The sequence below is a fragment of the Aeromonas sp. SrichE-2G genome, from assembly GCF_017939565.1.
GTDB classification, from domain to species: Bacteria; Pseudomonadota; Gammaproteobacteria; order Enterobacterales; family Aeromonadaceae; genus Aeromonas; species Aeromonas taiwanensis.
In genome coordinates this window covers 356,493-378,250 of record NZ_JAGKRG010000006.1, presented here as the reverse complement: position 1 = coordinate 378,250, position 21,758 = coordinate 356,493, and the positions used below count along the sequence as shown (strand labels likewise).

Sequence of the window (21,758 nt, the reverse complement as noted above, 5' to 3'; positions counted from 1 at the left end):
AAATTGTTAAAGAACGCGGCGCTTGTCGCGCTGAGGTGGCGTATAATACCGACCTCACTTCGAAAGTCAAGCGCTTGTTTTCGCTTTTCTTTCGGCGCCGACTTCACAAGGAAGCTGGCTCATCAGTTCGGCGTGGACTGCCGTGCTGGTAGGGGCGCATTATAGGGAGCCAGATCGGATTGGCAAGGGCAATTTCGCATAAAATTCGAATCCTTGGCGCGTTCGCTCACAAAGCAATCGAATGGGTGCTTAAATGCACTAATGGGGATTCGTATGCAGCCGATCGCTGCGTCTTGGTAGGTGTAGGAGGGCCACAGATCAAGGATGTATCGATTTGGCTTTCCCTAACACCATAACCATGATGATCGGGCTTCAGCCTTCGGGTAACATAGCGCCCCTTTGCGATTCTCACACTCTTGGGCTTTGGAGAGTTTAATGCCTTTTGCACTTGGCCAGCGTTGGATTAGTGATACAGAGACGGATCTGGGTTTGGGGACTGTCGTTGCTGTTGAAGGACGCATGGTTACCCTGTTGTTTCCGGCTACCGGTGAAAACCGCATGTATGCCAAAGAAGAGGCGCCGGTCACCCGGGTCAGCTTCAATGTGGGCGATCAGATAACCAGTCATGAAGACTGGACCATGATGGTCGAGGAAGTGCAGGAGAAAGACGGCCTGCTTATATATGTAGGTGTTCGCACCGACAATGATGAGCCCGTTGCCCTCAAAGAGGTGTTTCTCAACAACTTTATCAAGTTCAACAAGCCGCAGGATCGCCTGTTCGCCGGACAGATCGATCGCATGTCCCGCTTTACCCTGCGCTATGAAGCCCTGGTTAATCAGCATAAGCGCCGCCGCAATCCGACCCGCGGTCTGGCCGGTGGCCGGGTCAGCCTGATCCCGCACCAGCTCTATATCGCCCATGAAGTGGGTCACCGCTACGCCCCGCGCGTATTGCTGGCCGACGAAGTGGGCCTCGGCAAGACGATAGAAGCGGGCATGATCATCCATCAGCAGCTGCTCTCCGGCCGCGCCCATCGTGTGCTCATCCTGCTGCCTGAGACCCTGCAGCACCAGTGGCTGGTCGAAATGCTCCGTCGCTTCAACCTGCATTTCTCCCTGTTTGACGAGGAGCGCTGCATCGAAGCCTTTGCCGATGCGGAGAATCCCTTCGAAACCGAACAGCTGGTGATCTGCAGCCTCGACTTCCTGCGCAAGAAGCGCCGTCGCTTCGAACAGGTACTGGAAGCCGAGTGGGATCTTCTGGTCGTCGACGAGGCGCACCACCTGGGGTGGAGCGAGGAGGCACCGAGCCGCGCCTATGAGATGGTAGAAGCGCTGGCCGAGCAGGTGCCGGGCGTACTGCTGCTGACCGCGACCCCGGATCAGCTGGGCCACCAGAGCCACTTCGCCCGCTTGCGTCTGCTCGACCCCGAGCGTTTCTATGACTACGACGCCTTCCTTGCCGAAGAGCAGGCCTACGGTCAGGTCGCGAGCGCCGCCCAGGAGCTGCTGGATGGCGAGACTCTGAGCGAGAACGCCAAGCACATTCTGGCTGGCCAGCTGGATGGGCTGGATCTCAGCGATGCCACAGCCCGTCAGCAGGCGGTCGCCAAGCTGCTGGATCAACACGGCACCGGCCGCGTGTTGTTCCGCAACAGCCGCGCCAACATTCAGGGTTTCCCGGAGCGCCACCTCAACGTCTACCCTATGGCGCTGCCGGAGCAGTACAAGACCGCCATCAAGGTGATGGGCATGATGGGTGGCAACGGCGGCGATCTGCAGACCCGCGCCTTGCGCTATCTGTACCCTGAGAAGATCTTCCAGCAGTTCGAAGGCGACAACGCCAGCTGGACTCAGTTCGACCCCCGTGTCGACTGGCTGCTGGAGCTGTTGCTCTCTGCCCGCCAGCAGAAAGTGCTGGTGATCTGCTCCGAGGCAGCCACCGCCATCGCCCTGGAAGAGGCGCTGCGTACCCGCGAAGGGATCCGCGCCGCCGTCTTCCATGAGGGGATGTCCATCCTCGAGCGGGACAAGGCTTCCGCCTATTTTGCCCAGCAAGAGGGGGGGGCCCAAGTGCTGCTCTGCTCCGAGATCGGCTCCGAAGGCCGCAACTTCCAGTTTGCCAGCCATCTGGTGCTGTTCGATCTACCCCTCAACCCGGATCTGCTGGAGCAACGTATCGGCCGACTGGATCGCATCGGCCAGCAGAACACGGTCGAGATCCACGTTCCCTATCTGGAAGGTACCTCCCAGCGCGCCCTGCAGCTCTGGTATCACGACGGTCTGGATGCGTTCGAGCAGACCTGCCCGACCGCCCGCCCAGTGTTCGAGGCGGTGCGCGACGAGCTGTTCGAGCTGCTGGCCGCCAACACCGGCGAACAGGAGACGCTCGAGGCTCTTCTGGCCAAGACCCGCGAACTGCATGAACCGCTCAAGGCCAGGTTGGAACAGGGACGTGATCGCCTGCTGGAAATCCACTCCAGCGGTGGCGAGGCCGCCCAGCAGCTGGTCGAGAAGCTGGCCGCCGAAGACGACGATACCAGTATGATCTCCTTTGCCCTCAAGATGTTCGACGAGATCGGCGTCAACCAGGACGACCGAGGCGAGAACGCACTGGTGCTGACGCCGGGTGATCACATGCTGGTGCCAAGCTTCCCGGGCCTGCCCCAGGACGGCATGACCATCACCTTCGATCGCCCCACCGCCCTGTCGCGGGACGACATGGCGCTGCTCTCCTGGGATCACCCCATGATGCGCGGCGGCATCGACCTCATCCTGGGCTCCGAGATCGGTGCCACCTCGGTGGCCCTGCTCAAGAACAAGGCGCTGCCGGTGGGCTCCATCCTGCTGGAGCTGATCTTTGTGGCCGAGTCCGCGGCCCACCCCCAGCTCTACCGCTTCATGCCGCCAACCCCGATCCGGCTGCTGATGGACAAGAACGGCAACAATCTGGGCGACAAGGTGGCTTTCGAGGCTTTCAACCGCCAGCTCACTCCGGTCAACCGCCACCTGGGCAGCAAGCTGGTGACAGCTTCCCAGCCCACGATCCACGGCCTCATCGGTCAGGGTCAGGCCATCGCCGAAGGGCTGAAGGCGGAGATCGTCGACAAGGCCCGTGCCCAGATGGCGCAAACCCTGCAACAGGATCTGGATCGTCTGGAGGTGCTCAAGGCGGTCAATCCGAACGTACGCGACAGCGAACTGGATTATCTGCGCAACCTGCAGGCAGAATTGCACCACCTGATCGACCAGACCCAGCTCAAGCTGGATGCCATCCGCTTTATCGTGGTCACTCATAACTGATGAAGCGATCATGGCATCATCTGGGTGATAACGACCAGAGCCAATCCGGGTTGGATGCCATGCACGTTACTATCGTGGTTACCCATAACTGATGGGGGCTTGCCCCCGCTTTGACCAAAGATGCGAGACGCTATGTTTGAATACTCACCGCCCCTGGAACCCTGGCTCGATATCCTGTTCAAGGACAAGGACATCATGGTGGTCAACAAGCCCACTGGCCTGCTGAGCGTCCCCGGGCGCGGCCCCGAGAATGAAGACAGCGTGCTCCATCGGGTGAAACAACAGCACCCCAAGGCAGCGGCGGCCCACCGCCTCGACATGGCGACCACAGGTGTGCTGGTGATCCCTCTTAACCCCAACTCCCACCGGGAGCTGAGCCGGCAATTCCGAGAGCGGGAGACGGAGAAGCACTATCTCGCCTGGGTGTGGGGCGAGCCTGAGCTGGATTCGGGTGAAGTGGATCTGCCGCTCTGCGTCGACTGGCCCAACCGGCCGAAGCAGAAAGTAGACTTCGAGGAGGGGCGCCATGCCCTGACCCTGTGGCAGAAACTGAAGGTGGAGAATGGCAACAGCCTGATCAAGCTGACCCCGATTACCGGTCGTTCCCACCAGCTGCGCGTTCACATGCTGGAGCTGGGACATCCCATCATCGGAGACAACCTCTACGCCCATCCGGAAGCGTTGGCGGCGGCACCACACCTCTATCTGCATGCGGCCAGCCTGACCATCAGCCACCCGCGCAGCGGCGAGCGAATGACCTTCGAGGCCCCCGCCCCCTTTGTGGTATGAACCTGATCCAATCCGGGTGAAACGCGCGATAAACGCCGAGACAAAAGAAAGCCCCCATCGTTCGATGGGGGCTTTTTTATCGCTCAGACGCGGATATCGATTCGGCTTCCGAGGGAAGCGCTGGCCGATGTCGGCGCTGCCGGAGCGGACTGCGCTGCTGTTTCCAGCAGTTTCAGTGCGGATTCGCCTTCCTGGGTCTGCTGCTTCTTGGCCAGGCTGGCCACCATCAGAGCAGAACCAAACGACGCATTTGCAGAGCTAGAAATATCCATTGTGTACCTCCTGCCCTGAGGCTATCGGCCAGCGTGGGACAGACATGAGAGATATTGATCAGAACAGGTATGCCTTGTCGGGGGAGCGCCTGGCCAGCCAGCGCTCTTCCATTTCGAGCAGGGTCTGATAGGCCTTGGCCGCATGCTCGGGGCGGCTGAACAGATAGCCCTGCCCGTACAGATGAATGTCGGTCAGGGAGCGCAACACATCGAGCTGCCCCTGGGTCTCTATCCCTTCACATACCAGCTTCTTGCCCAGCATGGACCCCATGCGGCAGATGTTGGCCACCAGCTCTGCCGCCTCGATAGAGGTATCGATGCCCTGGATGAAGGAGCGATCGATCTTCACCTTGTTCACCGGCAGCTTCTGCAGGTAGCTGAGGGACGAGTAACCGGTTCCGAAGTCATCCAGCGCCAGATGGACACCCTGCTGGCTGAGATCCTGCATCAACTGCAGCGAGTTTTTGACTTCCCGCATGGTGGTGTCTTCCGTCACCTCAAGCACCAGACAGGAAGCGGGGATCTGGTGTTCCATCAAGGCCCTGGCCACCATCTTCAGCAGGTTGCGCTGATACATGCCGGGGGAGATGTTGACACACATCTGCAGATCCACCAGGCCAAGATGCTGCCACTGATGCAGCTGTTCACACGCCGTGTTCAGAACCCAGCTGCCCAGCTTCTCGGCCAGCTGGAACTCTTCCGCCACCTGGATCACCTCGTTGGGTGGAATGAACCCAAGCTCGGGATGACGCCAGCGCAGCAATGCCTCGACCGCCTCGCAGCGCCCGTTCTCCAGGTTGACGATGGGCTGGTAATAGAGCTCGAGTGCGTTGTGCTCCAGCGCCATCACCATGTCAGAAGCCAGGTGCTTGCGTCTGGCCGTCTCGTTGAGCAGGGAGCTGTCATAGATAACATAGGGCACGTGGGTCTTGCGGCTGTGGGACAAGGCCTGCTCCGCCCGGCTCAGCAGCTCCTGGGTCTGATTGCTGTCGGTCGGGAAGAAGGCGATGCCGATACCGACCTCCAGCCGGAAGGGGTAGTTGTCGATGATGATGTCTTGCCGGATGGAGTGGAGGATCCTCGCCACCAGCTCCCTGACCTGGCGCAGATCGCTCCCCTCCCGTTGCAGCATGGCAAGCTGATCTCCCCCGAGACGCGCCACCCACTCGCCATTCTCGCACAGGCTACGCAACCGCTTCGCCAGCTCCTGCAGCAGGATGTCCCCGGTGTTGTAGCCAAACTTGCTGTTGATGTCCCGAAAGTCATTGATGTCGACCAGCACCAGACCGAAGGCGGTGTCGCGGGTGACGTAGGAATCCATCTTTTCCAGCAGGGCCAGACGGTTGGGCAGGCCGGTGAGCGGATCAACCCGGGCCGTCCGGAAATGGCGTCTGGCCTCCCGCACCAGCAGGCCACTGAGCAGGATGACCGAGATCACCAGGCCCAACACCATGAACAGCAAGGCGTCGCGCAACTGGCCGAAGCGCTTGTCATTGCCCGAATAGACGTTGATGTTCTTCTGCATCATGGAGGCGAGAGAGTAGGAGAGCGGCTCCTGCAAAGGCGCAAGGGCCATCATGATCTGCTGGTAGTCCCCGGTCCCCGGTTTCAGTTTGGCCAGCTCGGGCTCCAGCTTGCGGATATTCCCCTCGGTCAGCTGCACCAGCCGCAGCGTCTTCGGGTTGTCCCCCAGACTCTTGCGCAGTTGCCCGCTCAGCAGAATGGGGGTACGGCTCCACAGAATGTCGTAACGCAGCAGCAGGCCTTCGTGATCGATCCCGCCATAGTGGTAGCTCTCGACGGCATTGAGAAAACGGCCCAGCTCGAGCTGCAACTGCATCAATGCCCAGGAGACGTCATAGGTGTACTTTTCCATTACCCGGGTCGCATTCTGTATCTGCACCAGGCAATACAGCGTGCTACCCGTGAATAACAGAATGGATAGATAAAGAACGCCGAGTAAGGGCCAAGCCCTGGTCTTCGCTTTCACCCACGACTCCCGTAAGCCACCAGCTCTTTTACTGCTGAATATCGATCCCGCTCAGCTGCCAGATCATCATGTCGGTGAACTCGGAACGCTTGAGTTCCGGATACTGATCCAGTGGCAGGATAAACCAGAGGGGCCCCTTGTCACGTACCCGCATGGTCACACCGTCATCCTGCCAGGCGAGGATAGGATCGTATTGCTTGACCTTATCCCAGTTAATCCGGATCTGGAAACTGTTCAGAGCAGTGAGCGTGATGCTCTTGCCATTCGCCTTCACCGCCGCCAGCACGTCCGCCAGCCTGGGCCCCACATACTTGTGCGGCTTGTCGACCCAGGGATTGCTCGTCACGATTTCGTGCTGTGGCAGCGCCTGGATCATCGCCATGTCGAACAGCGCCTCCCCTTCACCCGGATCCGCAGATTCCAGCTCCCCAGTCAGCTTGAGGATCACCGGCCCCTGCGGCGCAGCCAGGGCCATACCTGGAACGAGGAGGGAGAAGAGCAACGGAAGCAGGCCTAAATATCGCATGTTCACCTCAGATGATTTGAGTATCAATAACTTCAGCTTAGCTGCACTAAAAAAAACGGCCCGCAAAAGCGAGCCGTTTGATGACGGTAGCGGGATTACATCATACCCATGCCACCCATGCCACCCATATCAGGCATGGCAGGGGCATCTTTCTTCGGCAGCTCGGAGATCATGCACTCGGTGGTGATCATCAGGCCGGCAACGGAAGATGCGAATTGCAGAGCGGAGCGGGTTACCTTGGTCGGATCCAGGATACCCATGGCCAGCATGTCGCCGTACTGTTCGGTGTAAGCGTTGTAACCGTAGTTGCCTTCACCGTTCTTCACGGCATTGGCGATGACGGAGGCTTCCTCACCGGCGTTGATCACGATCTGGCGCAGCGGCGCTTCCATGGCACGCAGGGCAACCTTGATACCCACGTTCTGGTCTTCGTTGTCACCACGCAGGTCGACCAGCTTGGCAGCCACACGCACCAGCGCCACGCCACCACCGGCAACCACGCCTTCTTCCACTGCCGCGCGAGTGGCGTGCAGGGCATCGTCAACACGGGCCTTCTTCTCTTTCATCTCGACTTCAGTCGCAGCACCCACCTTGATCACGGCAACACCGCCGGCCAGCTTGGCCACGCGCTCTTGCAGCTTCTCACGGTCGTAGTCGGAGGAGGTCTCTTCGATCTGCTGGCGGATCTGGGCCACACGGCTCTCGATCAGGGCGGCATCACCCACGCCATCGATGATGGTGGTGTTTTCCTTGGTGATGACGATGCGCTTGGCACGGCCCAGATCTTCCAGGGTCGCCTTCTCCAGCTCCATGCCCACCTCTTCGGAGATCACGGTACCGCCGGTCAGGATGGCGATGTCCTGCAGCATGGCCTTGCGACGATCGCCAAAGCCCGGCGCCTTGACGGCGGCGACTTTCACGATGCCGCGCATGGTGTTGACCACCAGGGTAGCCAGCGCTTCGCCTTCCACGTCTTCGGCCACGATGATCAGCGGCTTGCCCGCCTTGGCCACGCCTTCCAGCACCGGCAGCATTTCGCGGATGTTGGAGACTTTCTTGTCCACCAGCAGGATGAAGGGATCATCCAGCTCGACGGAGCCGGTTTCCGGCTTGTTGACGAAGTAGGGGGAGAGGTAGCCGCGATCGAACTGCATGCCTTCCACTACGGCCAGCTCGTCTTCCAGGCCCTGACCGTCTTCCACGGTGATCACGCCGTCACGGCCGACCTTGTCCATGGCTTCGGCAATCAGCTTGCCCACTTTCTCGTCGGAGTTGGCAGAGATGGTACCCACCTGGGCAATGGCGTTGTTGTCGGCACAGGGAGTGGACAGCGCCTGTAGCTCGGCAACGGCGGCGGTCACGGCCTTGTCGATGCCACGCTTCAGATCCATGGGATTCATGCCGGCGGCAACGGCCTTCAGGCCTTCGTTGACGATGGCTTGAGCCAGCACGGTCGCGGTAGTGGTACCGTCACCGGCGGCGTCGTTGGCCTTGGAAGCGACTTCCTTGACCATCTGGGCGCCCATGTTCTGGAACTTGTCTTCCAGCTCAATTTCGCGAGCAACGGAGACGCCATCCTTGGTGATGGTCGGGGCACCGAAGGACTTGTCCAGCACCACGTTGCGGCCTTTCGGGCCCAGGGTCACCTTGACGGCATCGGCCAGGATGTTGACGCCTTCCAGCATTTTGATGCGAGCTTCGTTGCCAAACTTAACTTCTTTAGCTGCCATGTTCTTCAATCCTTAAATCAATTCGGGGAAAGGGGGAGTGATTACTCTTCGACAATCGCCAAGATGTCGGTCTCGGACAGGATCAGCACGTCCTGGCCATCCAGCTTCTCGGTCTTCACGCCGTAGCCTTCGTTGAAGATCACCTTGTCACCCACCTTGACGGCGAGGGCCTTGACATCCCCGTTGTCCAGAATCCGACCAGTCCCCACGGCAAGAACTTCACCACGGGTGGACTTCTGGGCCGCAGTACCGGTCAAGACGATACCGCCAGCGGATTTGGCTTCAGCTTCGATGCGCTTGATGATGACGCGGTCGTGCAGTGGACGAATTTTCATCGATAACTCTCCCAAAATGAGTCTCTAGTGTTGCTTGAGGAATGGCCGCAGTCGGCCAAATTTGTTATGCCCCTGATCTGGGGCAATACGGGTAGCCCTTCAAGGGCAAATACAAAAAAAATATTTTCACGTACTATGAACACCTTTGATGGATCACCCACCCCCAATCAGGAAGGCGGATGGACACGGCCAGCATTCAGGCCCTGAGCACCTAGAGACATTGCCTTGAGCCGACCCAATCCCATGCTGACCGCCCCCATGACCCCAGTGCTGCTGCGCATGACGGGCCCCATGATCCTCGGCATCGTGGCCATCCTGGCCTTCAACCTGGTCGACACCTTTTTCATCGGCATGCTGGGCACCGAGGCACTGGCAGCCATCAGCTTCACCTTCCCGGTCACCTTCGTGGTGACGTCGCTCACCATGGGACTGGGGGCCGGTCTGTGCGCCCTGCTCGGCCATGCCCTGGGCCAGGGACGCCACGACGAGGCGGCCCGCATCACCACCGACTGCCTCTTCCTCGCCGTCGTGCTGGTGACCCTGCTCGCCGGGCTCGGGGCCCTGACCATTACCCCCCTGTTCACCCTGCTGGGGGCCAGCGACGCGCTCATCTCACTCATCCACGACTACATGCTGATCTGGTATCTGACCGTCCCCCTGCTGGTCGTGCCCATGGTCGGCAACGCCGCCATCCGCACGACGGGGGACACCAAGACTCCCAGCCTGGTGATGGGGGTGGCCGGCCTGGTCAACGGCGTGCTGGATCCCCTGCTCATCTTCGGGCCCGGCCCTTTCCCCGAATGGGGCATCCGCGGAGCCGCCATCGCCACCTCGATCTCCTGGCTGATGGCCATGCTGGTCAGCCTGCACCTGCTGCGCAAGCGGGAAAAACTGCTGACCTGGCGCCTCTCCCCGCGTCCACAGCTGCTCGCCCACTGGCGCGCCCTGCTGCATGTGGCAGTGCCGGCCTCCTTCACCAACATGCTCAATCCCCTGGCCAACGCCATCCTGATGGTGATCTTCGCCGGGCTGGGGACTGAGGTCGTGGCCGCCTATGGCGCCGCATCGAGAGTGGAGGCTCTGCTGCTTATCGTGATGATGGCGCTCTCCTCGGTGCTGGCCCCCTTCATTTCACAGAATTGCGGGGCGGGCAATCCGACCCGTGCCAAGGGGGCCCTGCTGCTGTGCATGCGCTTCGCCCTGCTGTTCCAGCTCGGGGTCTACGGCCTCGTCTGGCTGCTGGCCCCTTTTATCGCCAACCTGTTCAGCGATCATCCCCAGGTGGTCAGGCTGATCGTGCTCTACCTGCATCTGGTCCCTATCGGATACGGTTTTCAGGGCATGGTGATGCTGCTGGCGTCGGCCCTCAACGGGGTCAGAGCCTCCACTGTGTCGCTGCTGCTCAACGGCATCAGGCTGTTTGTCTTCTTGCTGCCAGGGGCCTGGCTTGGGGCGAAGCTGGGGGGGGAACATGGGATCTATCTGGGGATCATGCTGGCGAACCTGGCGGCGGGCCTGTTGGCCTGGTGCTATGCCCACCGCCGGTTCGAGCGGCTCTGCCATCAGGGTGCCACCTGATGTCGCCGCTCGGGATGAAGGCTTACTCCTTGCGCTCGAACTCCCCCTCAATGGTATTGCCACCGCGCGGAGATTGGCCAGGCCTGTCATCACCAGGCGCGGATTCGAACGGCTGCTGGCGGGCACCAAAGCCTCCCATCTGCATCCTGAACTGATTGCTGCCGATCAGCTTGTCGGCCAGGCGGTTGCGCAGCCAGGGTTGCAGCAGCAGAATGCCGAAGAAGTCGGTTACGAAGCCGGGAATGATCAACAGCAAGCCGGCCAGTGCCAGCATCATGCCGCCCATCACCTCACGACCCGGCATCTCTCCCTGCTGCATCTTCTGCTGGGCGCTGAACAGTGTCTTGATCCCCTCGCTACGCACCAGGGACGAACCCAGCACCGCGGTCAGCACCAGCAAGCCGACGGTGGGCAAGGCGCCGATCACAGACCCCACCTCGATCATCACGGTGAGCTCCAGCAATATCAGGCCAACCAACAACAGTAACAACTTGCCCATAGCAACCTCGGTACGATGAATAAAATGGTCCCGAACAGGGCGCGTCGGCACAGCAGGGCTCATGCCGACACACAGGCGTGCGGGTCTCCTGTCCACTAGATGGGGGTCACTGGCCATTTTTCAAGCCCCTTCCCTAGCTGCATCGGGGCTTCGGAGAAATATTTTCCCCACCAACTGGGATTGAAGTGATTGTTCTGTCAAAGTAAATCGCTCAATTGCAATATCTGTTTAATGACCACAAGTTATTTGAGGTTGTCTCAAATTTAGTGATCCAGGTCTAATACCAGATACCCCAATTGAGGTAAGATCAACACCAGTCATAGCACAGGGAGCCTGGCTCCCAACTGCCCCACCCGATGTGTGGTGCTTCAGGATGATATGTGCGTAGGGAAGTCGCGACCACTCGGTGAGGATCGTTTCCATTTATCTGATTTCTGAGGCATTACAATGAGTGACATCAAGAACGTCCGCATTGAAGAAGACCTGCTGGGTACCAAAGAAGTTTCCAACGACATGTACTACGGTGTGCACACCCTGCGCGCCGTCGAGAACTTCAAGATCAGCACTCAGAAGATTTCTGACGTTCCCGAATTTGTCCGCGGCATGGTCCTGACCAAGAAGGCCGCTGCGCTGGCCAACGGCGAGCTGGGCACCATCCGTCCCGAGATCGCAGACAAGATCATCGAAGCCTGTGACCTGATGCTCAACACCGGCAAGTGCTTCGACCAGTTCCCGGTTGACGTCTATCAGGGCGGCGCCGGTACTTCCGTCAACATGAACACCAACGAGGTGCTGGCCAACATCGCCCTCGAACTGATGGGGCTGGAGAAGGGTCGCTACGACGTCATCAACCCGAACGATCACGTCAACAAGTGTCAGTCCACCAACGATGCCTACCCCACCGGTTTCCGCGTGGCCGTGGTCAACAGCACCGACACCACCCTGTTTGCCCTGGAAAGCCTGATCGCCGCCTTCGACGCCAAGGCCGCCGAGTTCAAGAGCATCCTGAAGATGGGTCGTACCCAGCTGCAGGACGCCGTCCCCATGACCCTGGGTCAGGAGTTCCACGCCTTCGCCGTCACCCTGCGTGAAGAGATCAAGTCCATCAAGCGTTGCCAGGAGCTGCTGCTGGAAGTGAACCTGGGTGCCACCGCCATCGGTACCGGCCTGAACACCCCGCCCGAGTATTCCTCCCTGGCCATCAAGCGCCTGGCCGAGATCACCGGTCGTGCCTACGTCCCGGCAGAGGATCTCATCGAAGCGACCTCCGACTGCGGCGCCTACGTGATGCTGCACGGCGCGGTCAAGCGCCTGGCCATGAAGCTCTCCAAGATCTGTAACGACCTGCGTCTGCTCTCCTCCGGCCCGCGTACCGCGCTCAAAGAGATCAACCTGCCGGAAATGCAGGCTGGCTCTTCCATCATGCCGGCCAAGGTCAACCCGGTCATCCCTGAAGTGGTCAACCAGTCCTGCTTCAAGGTCTTCGGCAACGACGTCACCATCACCTTCGCCGCCGAAGCCGGTCAGCTGCAGCTGAACGTCATGGAGCCGGTGATCGGCCAGGCGATGTTCGAATCCCTGAGCCTGATGGAAAAAGCCTGTATCTCCCTGCGCGAGAAGTGCGTGGAAGGCATCACCGCCAACCCGGACATCTGCATGAACCACGTGCTGAACTCCATCGGCATCGTGACCTACCTCAACCCCTTCATCGGCCACCATGAAGGCGACATCGTCGGCAAGATCTGCGCCCAGACCGGCAAGAACGTCCGCGAAGTCGTGCTGGAGCGCGGCCTGCTGACCGCCGAGCAGCTGGACGAGATCCTCTCCATCGAGAACCTGATGAACCCGCAATACAAGGCCAAGCGCTACACCCGCGAAGCCACCGTATAAGCGAATACATGGGCCGGGATGTTCCCGGCCCATAGAGTCAATTCCCGAGCGACCCCCTGCGAGTCCCGTCGGGAATTGGCTTTTCAGCCTAACAAGACCAAAAAAAACTGGAAAATGGAGTGTTCGCTATGATTGGAATCGAGTTACTTGTCGTGCTCGCCGCTATCTATCTGGGGGCCCGGATAGGCAGCATTGGCATCGGCTTCGCCGGTGGTCTGGGGGTGCTGGTACTGACCTGGGGGCTGGGCATGCCCATCCCGAGCGATCAGCTGGTGACCTATCTGCCCTGGGACGTGATCATGATCATCGCGTCCGTCATCTGCGCCATCGCCTGCATGCAGCTGGCTGGCGGCATGGATTATCTGGTGCACCTGGCCGAGAAAGCCCTGCGCAAGAATCCCAAGCACATCACCTTCGCCGCCCCGGTCGTCACCTACCTGATGACCATGCTGGCCGGTACCGGTCACACTGCCTTCTCCACCCTGCCGGTGATCGCCGAAGTGGCCAAGGAGCAGGGCATTCGCCCGTCCCGTCCGCTCTCCATCGCGGTCGTCGCCTCCCAGATCGCCATCACCGCCTCCCCCATCTCCGCGGCCGTGGTCGCCTTCTCCGGCATGCTGGAGCCGCTGGGCGTGGATTACCTGACCCTGCTGGCCATCTGCATCCCGTCCAGCTTCATCGCCTGTCTGCTGGGGGCCTTCATCGCCAACCTGCTGGGCAAGCCTCTGGAGCAGGATGAAGTCTATCTGGAGCGCAAGGCCAAGGGTCTGATCAAGCTGCGCGGCACCAGCCAGATTGAACTCAAACCCTATGCCAAGCTCTCCGTCGGCATCTTCGTCGCTGCCATCGTGGCCGTGATGGCCTATGCCACCGCCATCTCCGGCAACGTGGGCCTCATCAGCAATCCGCCGATCCCCCGTGACGGTGCCATCATGGGCATCATGCTCTCCGCCGCCACCCTGATGGTGCTGTTCTGCAAGCTGGACGCAGCCCAGATCACCAACATGCCGACCTTCAAGTCCGGTATGTCCGCCTGTATCTGCGTACTGGGCGTAGCCTGGCTCGGCAACGTCTTCGTGAAGGGCAACATGGTCGAGATCCAGGCCTTCGCCGGCGATCTGCTGAGCCAGTACAGCTGGCTGCTGGCCGTGGTGCTGTTCTTCTCCTCCATGCTGCTCTACTCCCAGGGTGCCACCACCAAGGCCCTGATGCCGGCCGCCCTGGCGCTCGGTGTCAGCCCGCTGGCCGCCATCGCCTCCTTCGCCGCCGTCAGCGCCCTGTTCGTGCTGCCGACCTACCCGACCCTGCTGGCTGCGGTCGAAATGGATGACACAGGCTCCACCCGCATCGGCAAGGCCGTGTTCAACCACCCCTTCTTCATCCCGGGTGTGGCCACCATCGCCATGGCAGTGGCCCTGGGCTTCTTCTTCGGGGGCCTCATCCTCTGACGGGAAACCGCCCCATGCAAAACGGCCCTTCGGGGCCGTTTTTTGTGTCCGCTCGCCACAGACAGTCCATAAAAAAAGCCGCCCAGGGTGGGCGGCTCTCATCACAGAGGTTACATCAGCCGGGCTGGCGGGTACCGAAATAGTCCGCCAGGAAGTCGTCGAACGACAGGCTGTCGCTGCGCTCGCGCTCCCGCTGCTTGGCCAGGGAGTCCCTCGCCTCGCCGGCGAAGTAAGCCTCGTCCCAGTACTGCAGCTCCCCTGCCAGCATCTCCTCCCGGTAGCGGCTCGCCAGCTCGTCGCCGAAGCAGCCGTTGTCCCGGCCGCTTTCCAGCAGCTGTCTGAGCAGACGGGCGGAGTAGGTCAGCTCGGGGTCGAGCAGCTTCTCGCGGTGGATGGCCAGCGTCTCGCGGTAGCGGTTGCGGCCGCAGCAGCGATCCAGCAGCTCCGCCACCTGATCCAGCTCGTCGAACAGCTTGAGACCGTACTCCTTGAGGCCGATGGGGTTGCCTTGCTCATCCTCCAGCTCGAGGCCGGGGCGACGCCCCTCCAGCACCACCTTGTTCTGGTTGCGGCGGTTGCGGGCAACCTCGTCATCCGAGAGCACGGGGGACGGGCGCAGCAGGCACCAGACCAGGAAGAGGTCGAAGAAGCGGATCTGGTCCACCTCGATGCCGAACGGGGTGAAGGGGTTCACGTCCACGGTGCGCAGCTCTATATACTCGATGCCACGCTGCTCCAGAGCATCCGAGGGCTTCTCGCCGCTGCGCGGGGTGCGCTTGGGCCGGATGGGGGCGTACAGCTCGTTCTCCAGCTGAAGCACGTTGTCGTTGAGCTGGCGGTACTCGCCGTTCACCTTGACCCCGATCTTGGCGAACTCGGGATCATGGGTGTTGATAGCGCGGCGCAGGCTGCTGACATAAGCCGGCAGGCTGTCGTGGCTGATCTTGAGCCCCGCCTGGGCGCTGTTGGTGTAGCCGAGATCCGACAGGCGCAGCGCCGTGGCATAAGGCAGGTAGAGGGTCCCCTTGCCGGTCTTCTGGAACGGCAGGCTGCTCTTGCGCCCCTTGAGGAAGGAGTCGCAGATGGCCGGCGAGGCACCGAACAGGTAGGGCACCAGCCAGCCGAAGCGGTAGACGTTGCGAATAAGCCCCATGTACTTGTCGGAGATGAAGCGCTGGCTGCAGCACCCCTCGCCCACCAGATCCTGCCACTCGCACCAGAAGCTGTCCGGCATGGAGAAGTTGAAGTGCACCCCGGCGATCACCTGCATCAGGCTGCCGTAGCGATTCTTCAATCCCTGGCGATAGAGGGTCTTCATCCGCCCGATGTTGGAGCTGCCGTACTGGGCAAGGCGAATGCTCTCCTCGTCACCGACGAAGCAGGGCATGGAGAGCGGCCAGATCCGCTCCTCCCCTAGGTGGTGGATGGTGTGGCGGTGGATGTCGCCGAGCTGCTCGATCAGGCTCTCGATGGAGTCGGTCGCCGGGGTGATGAACTCCAGCAGACTCTCCGAGTAGTCGGTGGTGATGTTGGCATGGGTCAGGGTCGACCCCAGGCTTCTGGGGTGATCGGTCTGGGCCAGGGTCCCTTGCGGGGTGATGCGCAGACATTCGCGTTCGATCCCGCGCCGGATCCCCTTGAGGGCGGTCACCCGCTCCGGGGTGCCCAGCGCAGCCAGCAACTCGGTGAACGACAAGCTAGTAGTGGTCATATTCACGGCTCATGTATGGCCGCCCCACCTGGGGCGGCACTCATTTTTTGCGACGCCCCTCAGGGCAGTTGCAGTGGATAGATGGGAAGATGAAGCTCGCTCAGGGGTTTTTCAAGCTTTTGCTTGTCCCCCACCACCACAATCACCATGTCGGACGGATCCAGCCAGCGGGCCGCACTGGCCTTTAGCGTCTCGGGTGACACCGTCTTGATCAGGTTGTTCTGGGCCTGCACATAGTCCGGCTTCAGGTCATACATGATCATCTGCAGCAGGAAACCCGCCTTCTGGCCGAGCGTCTCGTAGGAAAGCGCATCCTGCTGGGAGACGGCGCTGCGCATGTAGGCCAGCTCCACCGGGGTCGGCCCGCTCGCGCGATAACCGTCCATCTCCTTGAGGAACTGGCGGATGGCATCCACGGTCGCATCGGCCCGCACGTTGGCGCCGGTGGCGAACACGCCCGCCTCGCGGTTGGCCTGGAAACCGGAGCTCGCACCATAGGTGTAGCCCTTGTCTTCCCGCAGGTTCAGGTTGATGCGGCTGTTGAAGTTGCCCCCCAGGTTGAAGTTCATCAGGTTCGCGATGAAGTAGTCACCCGTGGTGTCGAACGCCATGGCCCGGCGGCCGATGCGGATCACCGACTGGGGCGCCCCCGGCTTGTCCACCAGATAGATGCCCGGTTTGGCCTGCTCTCCCCTGGGCTTGAGATCCCCCAGGGTCGGCACTGCCCCCTGCCACTGAGTCAGGAAGGCGAGACCGGACTCTACCTGCTGGGCCGTCACGTCCCCGGTCACCACCACCTTGGCGTTGGTCGGGTTGTAATAGTGCTGATAGAAGCGCTTCACGTCCGCCAGGGTCAGCTTCTCCACATCTGCCAGCACCCCGTCTGTGGGCTGGCCGAGGCGGTTCTGCTTGCCATAGACCAGCTCGCGGAAGGCCTGGCCCGCCAGCCACTCGGGCTGCTGTTCGCTCTGCTTCATCCCTTGCAACGTCTGCGCCTTGAGACGCTCGAAGTCCGCCGCACGCAGGCCGGGCTGCAGCAGCACCTCGCGTACCAGATCCAGGGTCTGGGGCAGCTTGTCCACCAGACTGCTGATGGTGATGAGGTTGTTGTACTGGGCGCTGGAGACGCTGATGCTGGCCCCGAGCTTTTGCAGCTCGTCGCTGAGCTCGGCCTCGGAGAGGCGCTTCGTGCCCTGCTCCAACATGGCGGCGGTGAGGCTGGCAAGCCCCAGCTCCCCCTTGCCTTCGGCCCGGATGCCCCCCGGCAGAGCGATCATGATGGAGACTGCGGGAATTTCGTCGCTCCGGGTGCCGATGATCTCGATGTTCTTGTCGAGCTTGCCGTGCCAGATGGCGGGCACCTTGACGCTCACCGCCTCAGCCGCCTTGGGCTGCACGCTGCGGTCGAAGCTGTCTTTCACCGGTCGCTCGGCCAGCGCCTCCCCATGCTTGCTGTAGTCAGGCAGCTCGCGCTTGGCAGGAGTGAAGTTGGGTTTGGCGACCTGCCAATCCGTCTTGCCCTTGGGTACCACGCTCAGCACCACGGCGGGCTTGTTCGCGATGAACTTGTCGTAGGCGGCCTGGACATCAGACCCCTTGACCCGGGCGATGGCATCCAGGTTCTTGAACACATAGTCGGGATCCCGGGCCAGCACCTGGCCCATGGCCAGCTGGCTCACCTTGCCCTCGATGCTGTCGAGGCCCCAGATGGCGGAGGCACGATAGCTGCTGATGGCCTTCTCCAGATCCGCCGGCTTGATGCCACGTCGGGCAAATTCGCCGATCACCTTGTCCACCTCCCCCTTGAGGGTCTTGAGGCTGCCATCCACCGCAGGGTTGGGATAGGCATAGACCGCCAGGGTGCAGGCCAGCTCCTCGCAGGAGTGGGAGGCCCCCACTTCGATGGCCTTGCCGGTTTTGACCAGGGACTGGTAGAGCATGGAACTGGCTGAGCCGCCGAGCACGTCGGCGAAGATGTCCAGCGCCGGCTCCTGCGGGTCACCGAGCGACACGGTCGGGTAGCTGACATAGAGCAGCGGCAGGTGCACCTTGTCTTCCAGCGTCACGTAGCGGGTCTCTGGCAGGGTCGCGGGCTGGGGCGTCGGCTTGGCCACCTCGGGCCCACGGGGAATGGGGCCGAAATACTGCTCGATCCAGGCCAGGGCCTGCTTGCTGTCGAAGTCGCCCCCCAGGGTCAGGGTGGCGTTGTTCGGACCATACCAGCGCAGGAAGAACTGCTTGAGGTCGTTCACGTCGACCCGGTCGAGATCTTCCACATAGCCGATGGGCTGCCAGGAGTAGGGATGGGTGCGCGGATAGAGCGCCTCCCCCACCCTCTCGCCCACCAGGCCATAGGGCTGGTTGTCGATGCGCTGGGCCCGTTCGTTCTTGACGGTGGCACGCTGGATCTCGAACTTCTTCTGGCTCACTGCGTCGAGCAGGAAGCCCATGCGATCCGCCTCCAGCCAGAGCACCTTCTCCAGCTGGTTGGCCGGCACTGTCTCGTAGTAGTTGGTGCGATCCCGGTTGGTGGTGCCGTTCATGTCACCGCCGGCCTCGTTGATGATCCGCATGTGCTCCTGATCCCCCACGTGCTTGGAGCCCTGGAACATCATGTGCTCGAAGAAGTGGGCGAACCCGGACTTGCCCACCGTCTCGCGGGAGGAGCCGACGTGATAGGTGACGTCCAGATGCACCAAGGGATCGGACTTGTCAGGTGCCAGGATCACGGTCAGGCCGTTGTCGAGCCGGTACATCTGGTAGGGAATGCCGAGCTTGCCTTCCTGCTTGACCTGCTCCGACACCAGGGTCGGAGCCGCCAGGGCCGGCAGTGTGAAGCCCATCAGCAGGCTTAATGGAATGAGTTTGTTCACGGTTACCTCGTGAGTGACAAAAAGGGCTAGAGGATCTGACTGGCCAGCAGAAACACCAGGGCATAACGAAGCAATTTGCCGAGCCCGATCAAGATGAGGGAGCGCCAGAAGGAGAGGCGCAGCCAGCCGGCCAGCAGACAGAGACCATCGCCGACCACGGGTGTCCAGGCGAGCAGCAGACACCAGTGGCCATGACGTTTGAGCCAGGAGAGCGCCTTTTGTTCCCCACGGCCTTGAAAATCTTCCGGTTTTTTCTTGTAGGTGGCGAGCCAGCCGAGCCACCAGGTGGTCATGGAGCCCAGGGTATTGCCCAGCGTCGCCCAGAGCAACAGGTTGGCCATGCTCCACTCCCCCCGGGTTGCCATGGCCCCCAGCAGCACTTCAGAGCTGCCGGGCAGCAGGGTGGCCGAGGTGAAGGCGCTCAGAAACAGCCAGCCGAGCCCCATTTCGCTGAGCTCGCTCATCCCGGCTGGCCGTCGGCGGCGGGCATGCGCAGCAGCAGCTTGCCGCGAACATGGCCATCCTCGATGGCATGGTGGGCCAGCGCCCCTTCCGCCAGGGGGAATTCGCCGGAGACGGTGATCTGCACCTCCCCCTGACGCAGCAACATCAGCATCTGGGTCAGCTGCTTCTGATCTGGATGGACCAGCATGCCGAGTACTTCGACCCCGAGCCCGGCCCCCGCGTCCTTGATCTGCTGGGCCGTGATGGTCGGCACCGTCACCAGCCGGCCGCCCGACCTGACGCAGGCAAGGGCGGCCTTGCCGCTCTCGCCTCCCACCAGGTCCAGCACCAGATCCACGGGCCCCTCGGCCACCACCTGGGCGGGCCAGTCGGCGTCGTGGTAGTCCATCATCTGGCTGGCCCCCAGACCGTGCAGGAAGCTGTGGTTGTCACGGCTGGCCGTGACCAGCACCTCGGCGCCATAGGCACTGGCAAACTGCACCGCCAGGTGACCGACGCCGCCAGCCCCGGCCAGGATCAGCACTTTCTGCCCGGCCTTGAGGCCGCCGTGCTCGAACAGACCCTGCCAGGCTGTCAGGCCCGCCAGCGGTAGCGCCGCCCCCTGCCTGAGACTGACCCCGTCCAGCTTGACCAGCTCCTCTTCACGCACCACCACGGACTCGCCATAGCCACCGGCCGAGAGCGGGAACCCCACCATGCCGCACACCCGATCCCCTTCGGCCAGCACGGTGACACCGGGCCCCACCTTCTCCACCAAGCCGGAGACGTCGTAGCCCGGCGTCCAGGGCAGGTTGTCCTTGTTCTGGGCTGCCGCCCAGCCGAGGCCGGCCCGGGTCTTCGCATCGATGGGGTTGACCCCCGCAAAGCAGATGCGTACCCGGACCTCGCCCTCGGCGGGCACCTTGTCCAGGGAAGGGTTGAGCCTGAGTACCGAGGGGTCGCCGAATGCGGTAATCTGAAGCTGCGTCATTGCACAATCCATCCTGTTGATTGATCAAGGGTCAACAGAATAACAGCGAGGACACCATGGCTCGAATGTTTCTTATCCCTCTGTTGCTGGCGCTGGGGTGGTGGGCGTTTCTGCTCTACTTCCGCATCCCGCTCAAGCAGGGGGCAAAGGGGTTTTACTGGATCATCGCCATCGGTGGCGGACTTGCCGCCTTCCTCAGCCTGATGATGGTGCTCACCCACTGACGCCGTGCCCACGGGTCAATAAGAAGGCCACCCGAGGGTGGCCCATGTTCAACCCGCTTGCTGGTTGAGATGATAGTGACGGTTGCTGCCCTGCCCCAACACCCCCAGAGCCAGCAGGTGCTGGAATACCCTGTCGACCTCTTCCAGGGACAGCGACAGGGCCTCGGCCACCTTGCGCTTGCTGCACTTGAGCTCGCCGCTCTCCAGCGCATCCCGCACCTGGGCCACCACCGCCGGCTCGGGTTCCGGCCGGCTTGCCACCACCGGCATGGCCGGCATCGGCGCCGACTCCGCGCGTCTGGCCTCCGCCTGTTCCCGCTCTCGCTGCCAGAGCCAGCTGCGGCGAAAGCGGTTCTCCTCGCCGATCAGACTGACGAAGAAGGCACCAAACGCATCGAGCAGCACGGAGAGGAAACAGACCAGCAGGAACTGCACCTGGCTGATGCTCATGCCCACCCCGTCCGCCAGGCTGCTCATCAGCCCCAGCATGGAGGATTGCTCCCCCAGCGGCTTGGCGTCCCGCTCCTGGCGCAGCTCGTCCTGACGCAGCCTGAGCTTGGTATTGGCCTGCTGCAAGCCGTTGACACCGCTGGAGATCCGCGCCATCTCGATGTACTTGCGAGCCGCCTCCTCGTTGAGCTGGATCTGCCGCTCTATGCTGGCGATCTGTTCATCGAAGCGGGCGATCTCCCGCTCATGGCGCGCCTGCTGGTTCAGGATGGTGTTGGTGGCGCTGTTGATGCCACCGATGCTGCCGCCGATGGAGATGGCGGCCAGCACGCAGTAGAAGAGCAGCGACCAGAAGGCGCCCCCCAGATCCCGCCGCGCCTTGCACTCACCGTATTCGTACCAGACATAGAACTTGCCCAGCTCGAAGATGATGGCCAGACCGCCGAACAGCCACTTCATCAGCGGGTTGTCATCGATGGAGAGAAACAGCAACAGGGAGAAGACGATGGAGGCCAGAATGGCCAGCCCGGTAAAACTGTACACTGTGGTGAGGGCAAACCACCCCTTGGGATAGCGCAGTACGGCAGAAACCTGTGTGGTCATGATAAAAAGGGTGCAAGGTGCAGGAAAAGTTGGCTGCCGATTATAGTCAGCGAGCCCCCGGAGAGAAGGGCAAATCCCCGAATTCCCGCATATGGACGATCA

At 61.6% G+C, this 21,758-nt stretch carries 17 protein-coding genes; 6 read left to right on the top strand and 11 right to left on the bottom strand.

What is annotated here, in order from left to right; translation table 11 throughout:
* The first annotated feature begins 435 nt into the window (after positions 1-435).
* Both rapA and rluA read left to right on the top strand, forming a co-directional pair.
* Positions 436-3,303, top strand: coding sequence for an RNA polymerase-associated protein RapA (gene rapA / locus J9885_RS11720; protein WP_210549527.1), 2,868 nt, complete (start codon positions 436-438; stop codon positions 3,301-3,303).
* A 132-nt stretch (positions 3,304-3,435) separates the two neighbouring features.
* Positions 3,436-4,092, top strand: coding sequence for a bifunctional tRNA pseudouridine(32) synthase/23S rRNA pseudouridine(746) synthase RluA (rluA, locus tag J9885_RS11715; protein WP_210549526.1), 657 nt, complete (start codon positions 3,436-3,438; stop codon positions 4,090-4,092).
* Between the two features lie 83 nt (positions 4,093-4,175).
* On the opposite strand, the gene J9885_RS11710 is transcribed toward rluA, so the two are convergent.
* The 5 genes from J9885_RS11710 to J9885_RS11690 all read right to left on the bottom strand — a co-directional run bounded on the left by J9885_RS11710 (position 4,176) and on the right by J9885_RS11690 (position 8,945).
* Complete coding sequence (locus J9885_RS11710) at positions 4,176-4,364, bottom strand: hypothetical protein (protein WP_043757779.1); 189 nt, start codon at positions 4,362-4,364, stop codon at positions 4,176-4,178.
* Between the two features lie 58 nt (positions 4,365-4,422).
* The gene (locus J9885_RS11705; protein WP_210549525.1) at positions 4,423-6,354 is read right to left on the bottom strand and encodes a bifunctional diguanylate cyclase/phosphodiesterase; all 1,932 of its coding nucleotides are present in this window, start codon (positions 6,352-6,354) and stop codon (positions 4,423-4,425) included.
* Between the two features lie 28 nt (positions 6,355-6,382).
* Positions 6,383-6,880, bottom strand: coding sequence for a molybdopterin-binding oxidoreductase (locus J9885_RS11700; RefSeq protein ID WP_134694829.1), 498 nt, complete (start codon positions 6,878-6,880; stop codon positions 6,383-6,385).
* Positions 6,881-6,975: 95 nt separating this feature from the next.
* Positions 6,976-8,610 (bottom strand): chaperonin GroEL, encoded by a 1,635-nt coding sequence (gene groL, locus J9885_RS11695; protein ID WP_043757770.1) that lies wholly within the window; start codon positions 8,608-8,610, stop codon positions 6,976-6,978.
* Between the two features lie 41 nt (positions 8,611-8,651).
* Positions 8,652-8,945, bottom strand: a complete 294-nt coding sequence (locus tag J9885_RS11690; protein ID WP_005309514.1) for a co-chaperone GroES — start codon at positions 8,943-8,945, stop codon at positions 8,652-8,654.
* A gap of 243 nt (positions 8,946-9,188) precedes the next feature.
* Here J9885_RS11690 and J9885_RS11685 point away from each other — a divergent pair, with 243 nt between their 5' ends.
* Positions 9,189-10,523 carry an MATE family efflux transporter gene (locus J9885_RS11685; RefSeq protein WP_246876930.1) on the top strand — a complete coding sequence of 445 codons (1,335 nt, stop codon included), beginning with the start codon at positions 9,189-9,191 and terminating at the stop codon, positions 10,521-10,523.
* Positions 10,524-10,545: 22 nt separating this feature from the next.
* Here the strand turns inward: J9885_RS11685 and J9885_RS11680 are convergent, their stop codons facing one another.
* Positions 10,546-11,022: an FxsA family protein gene (locus tag J9885_RS11680; protein WP_210549523.1), complete on the bottom strand. Its 477-nt coding sequence runs from the start codon at positions 11,020-11,022 to the stop codon at positions 10,546-10,548.
* 447 nt (positions 11,023-11,469) lie between these two features.
* Between J9885_RS11680 and aspA the strand changes: the two genes are divergently transcribed.
* Positions 11,470-12,912 (top strand): aspartate ammonia-lyase, encoded by a 1,443-nt coding sequence (aspA, locus tag J9885_RS11675; RefSeq protein ID WP_210549522.1) that lies wholly within the window; start codon positions 11,470-11,472, stop codon positions 12,910-12,912.
* A gap of 128 nt (positions 12,913-13,040) precedes the next feature.
* Entirely contained in the window at positions 13,041-14,360 is a 1,320-nt protein-coding gene (locus J9885_RS11670; RefSeq protein WP_134694832.1) for an anaerobic C4-dicarboxylate transporter, read from the top strand.
* Between the two features lie 115 nt (positions 14,361-14,475).
* On the opposite strand, the gene gshA is transcribed toward J9885_RS11670, so the two are convergent.
* From gshA to J9885_RS11650, 4 genes are read right to left on the bottom strand one after another with little or no spacing between them, the layout of a single operon-like run.
* Positions 14,476-16,071: a glutamate--cysteine ligase gene (gene gshA / locus J9885_RS11665; protein ID WP_210549521.1), complete on the bottom strand. Its 1,596-nt coding sequence runs from the start codon at positions 16,069-16,071 to the stop codon at positions 14,476-14,478.
* A gap of 59 nt (positions 16,072-16,130) precedes the next feature.
* Entirely contained in the window at positions 16,131-18,944 is a 2,814-nt protein-coding gene (locus J9885_RS11660; RefSeq protein ID WP_210549520.1) for a pitrilysin family protein, read from the bottom strand.
* A 26-nt stretch (positions 18,945-18,970) separates the two neighbouring features.
* Entirely contained in the window at positions 18,971-19,408 is a 438-nt protein-coding gene (locus J9885_RS11655; RefSeq protein WP_043757748.1) for a VTT domain-containing protein, read from the bottom strand.
* Positions 19,405-20,379 carry an NADP-dependent oxidoreductase gene (locus J9885_RS11650; protein ID WP_043809011.1) on the bottom strand — a complete coding sequence of 325 codons (975 nt, stop codon included), beginning with the start codon at positions 20,377-20,379 and terminating at the stop codon, positions 19,405-19,407. The genes J9885_RS11655 and J9885_RS11650 overlap by 4 nt, the downstream gene beginning before the upstream one ends.
* 56 nt (positions 20,380-20,435) lie before the next feature.
* On the opposite strand from J9885_RS11650, the gene J9885_RS11645 reads away from it, so the two are divergent.
* A complete protein-coding gene (locus tag J9885_RS11645) occupies positions 20,436-20,603 on the top strand; it encodes a hypothetical protein (protein WP_167576551.1) in 168 nt (55 codons plus the stop codon).
* 48 nt (positions 20,604-20,651) lie between these two features.
* On the opposite strand, the gene J9885_RS11640 is transcribed toward J9885_RS11645, so the two are convergent.
* Positions 20,652-21,656, bottom strand: a complete 1,005-nt coding sequence (locus tag J9885_RS11640) for a Preprotein translocase subunit SecY (protein ID WP_210549519.1) — start codon at positions 21,654-21,656, stop codon at positions 20,652-20,654.
* Positions 21,657-21,758 lie beyond the last annotated feature (102 nt).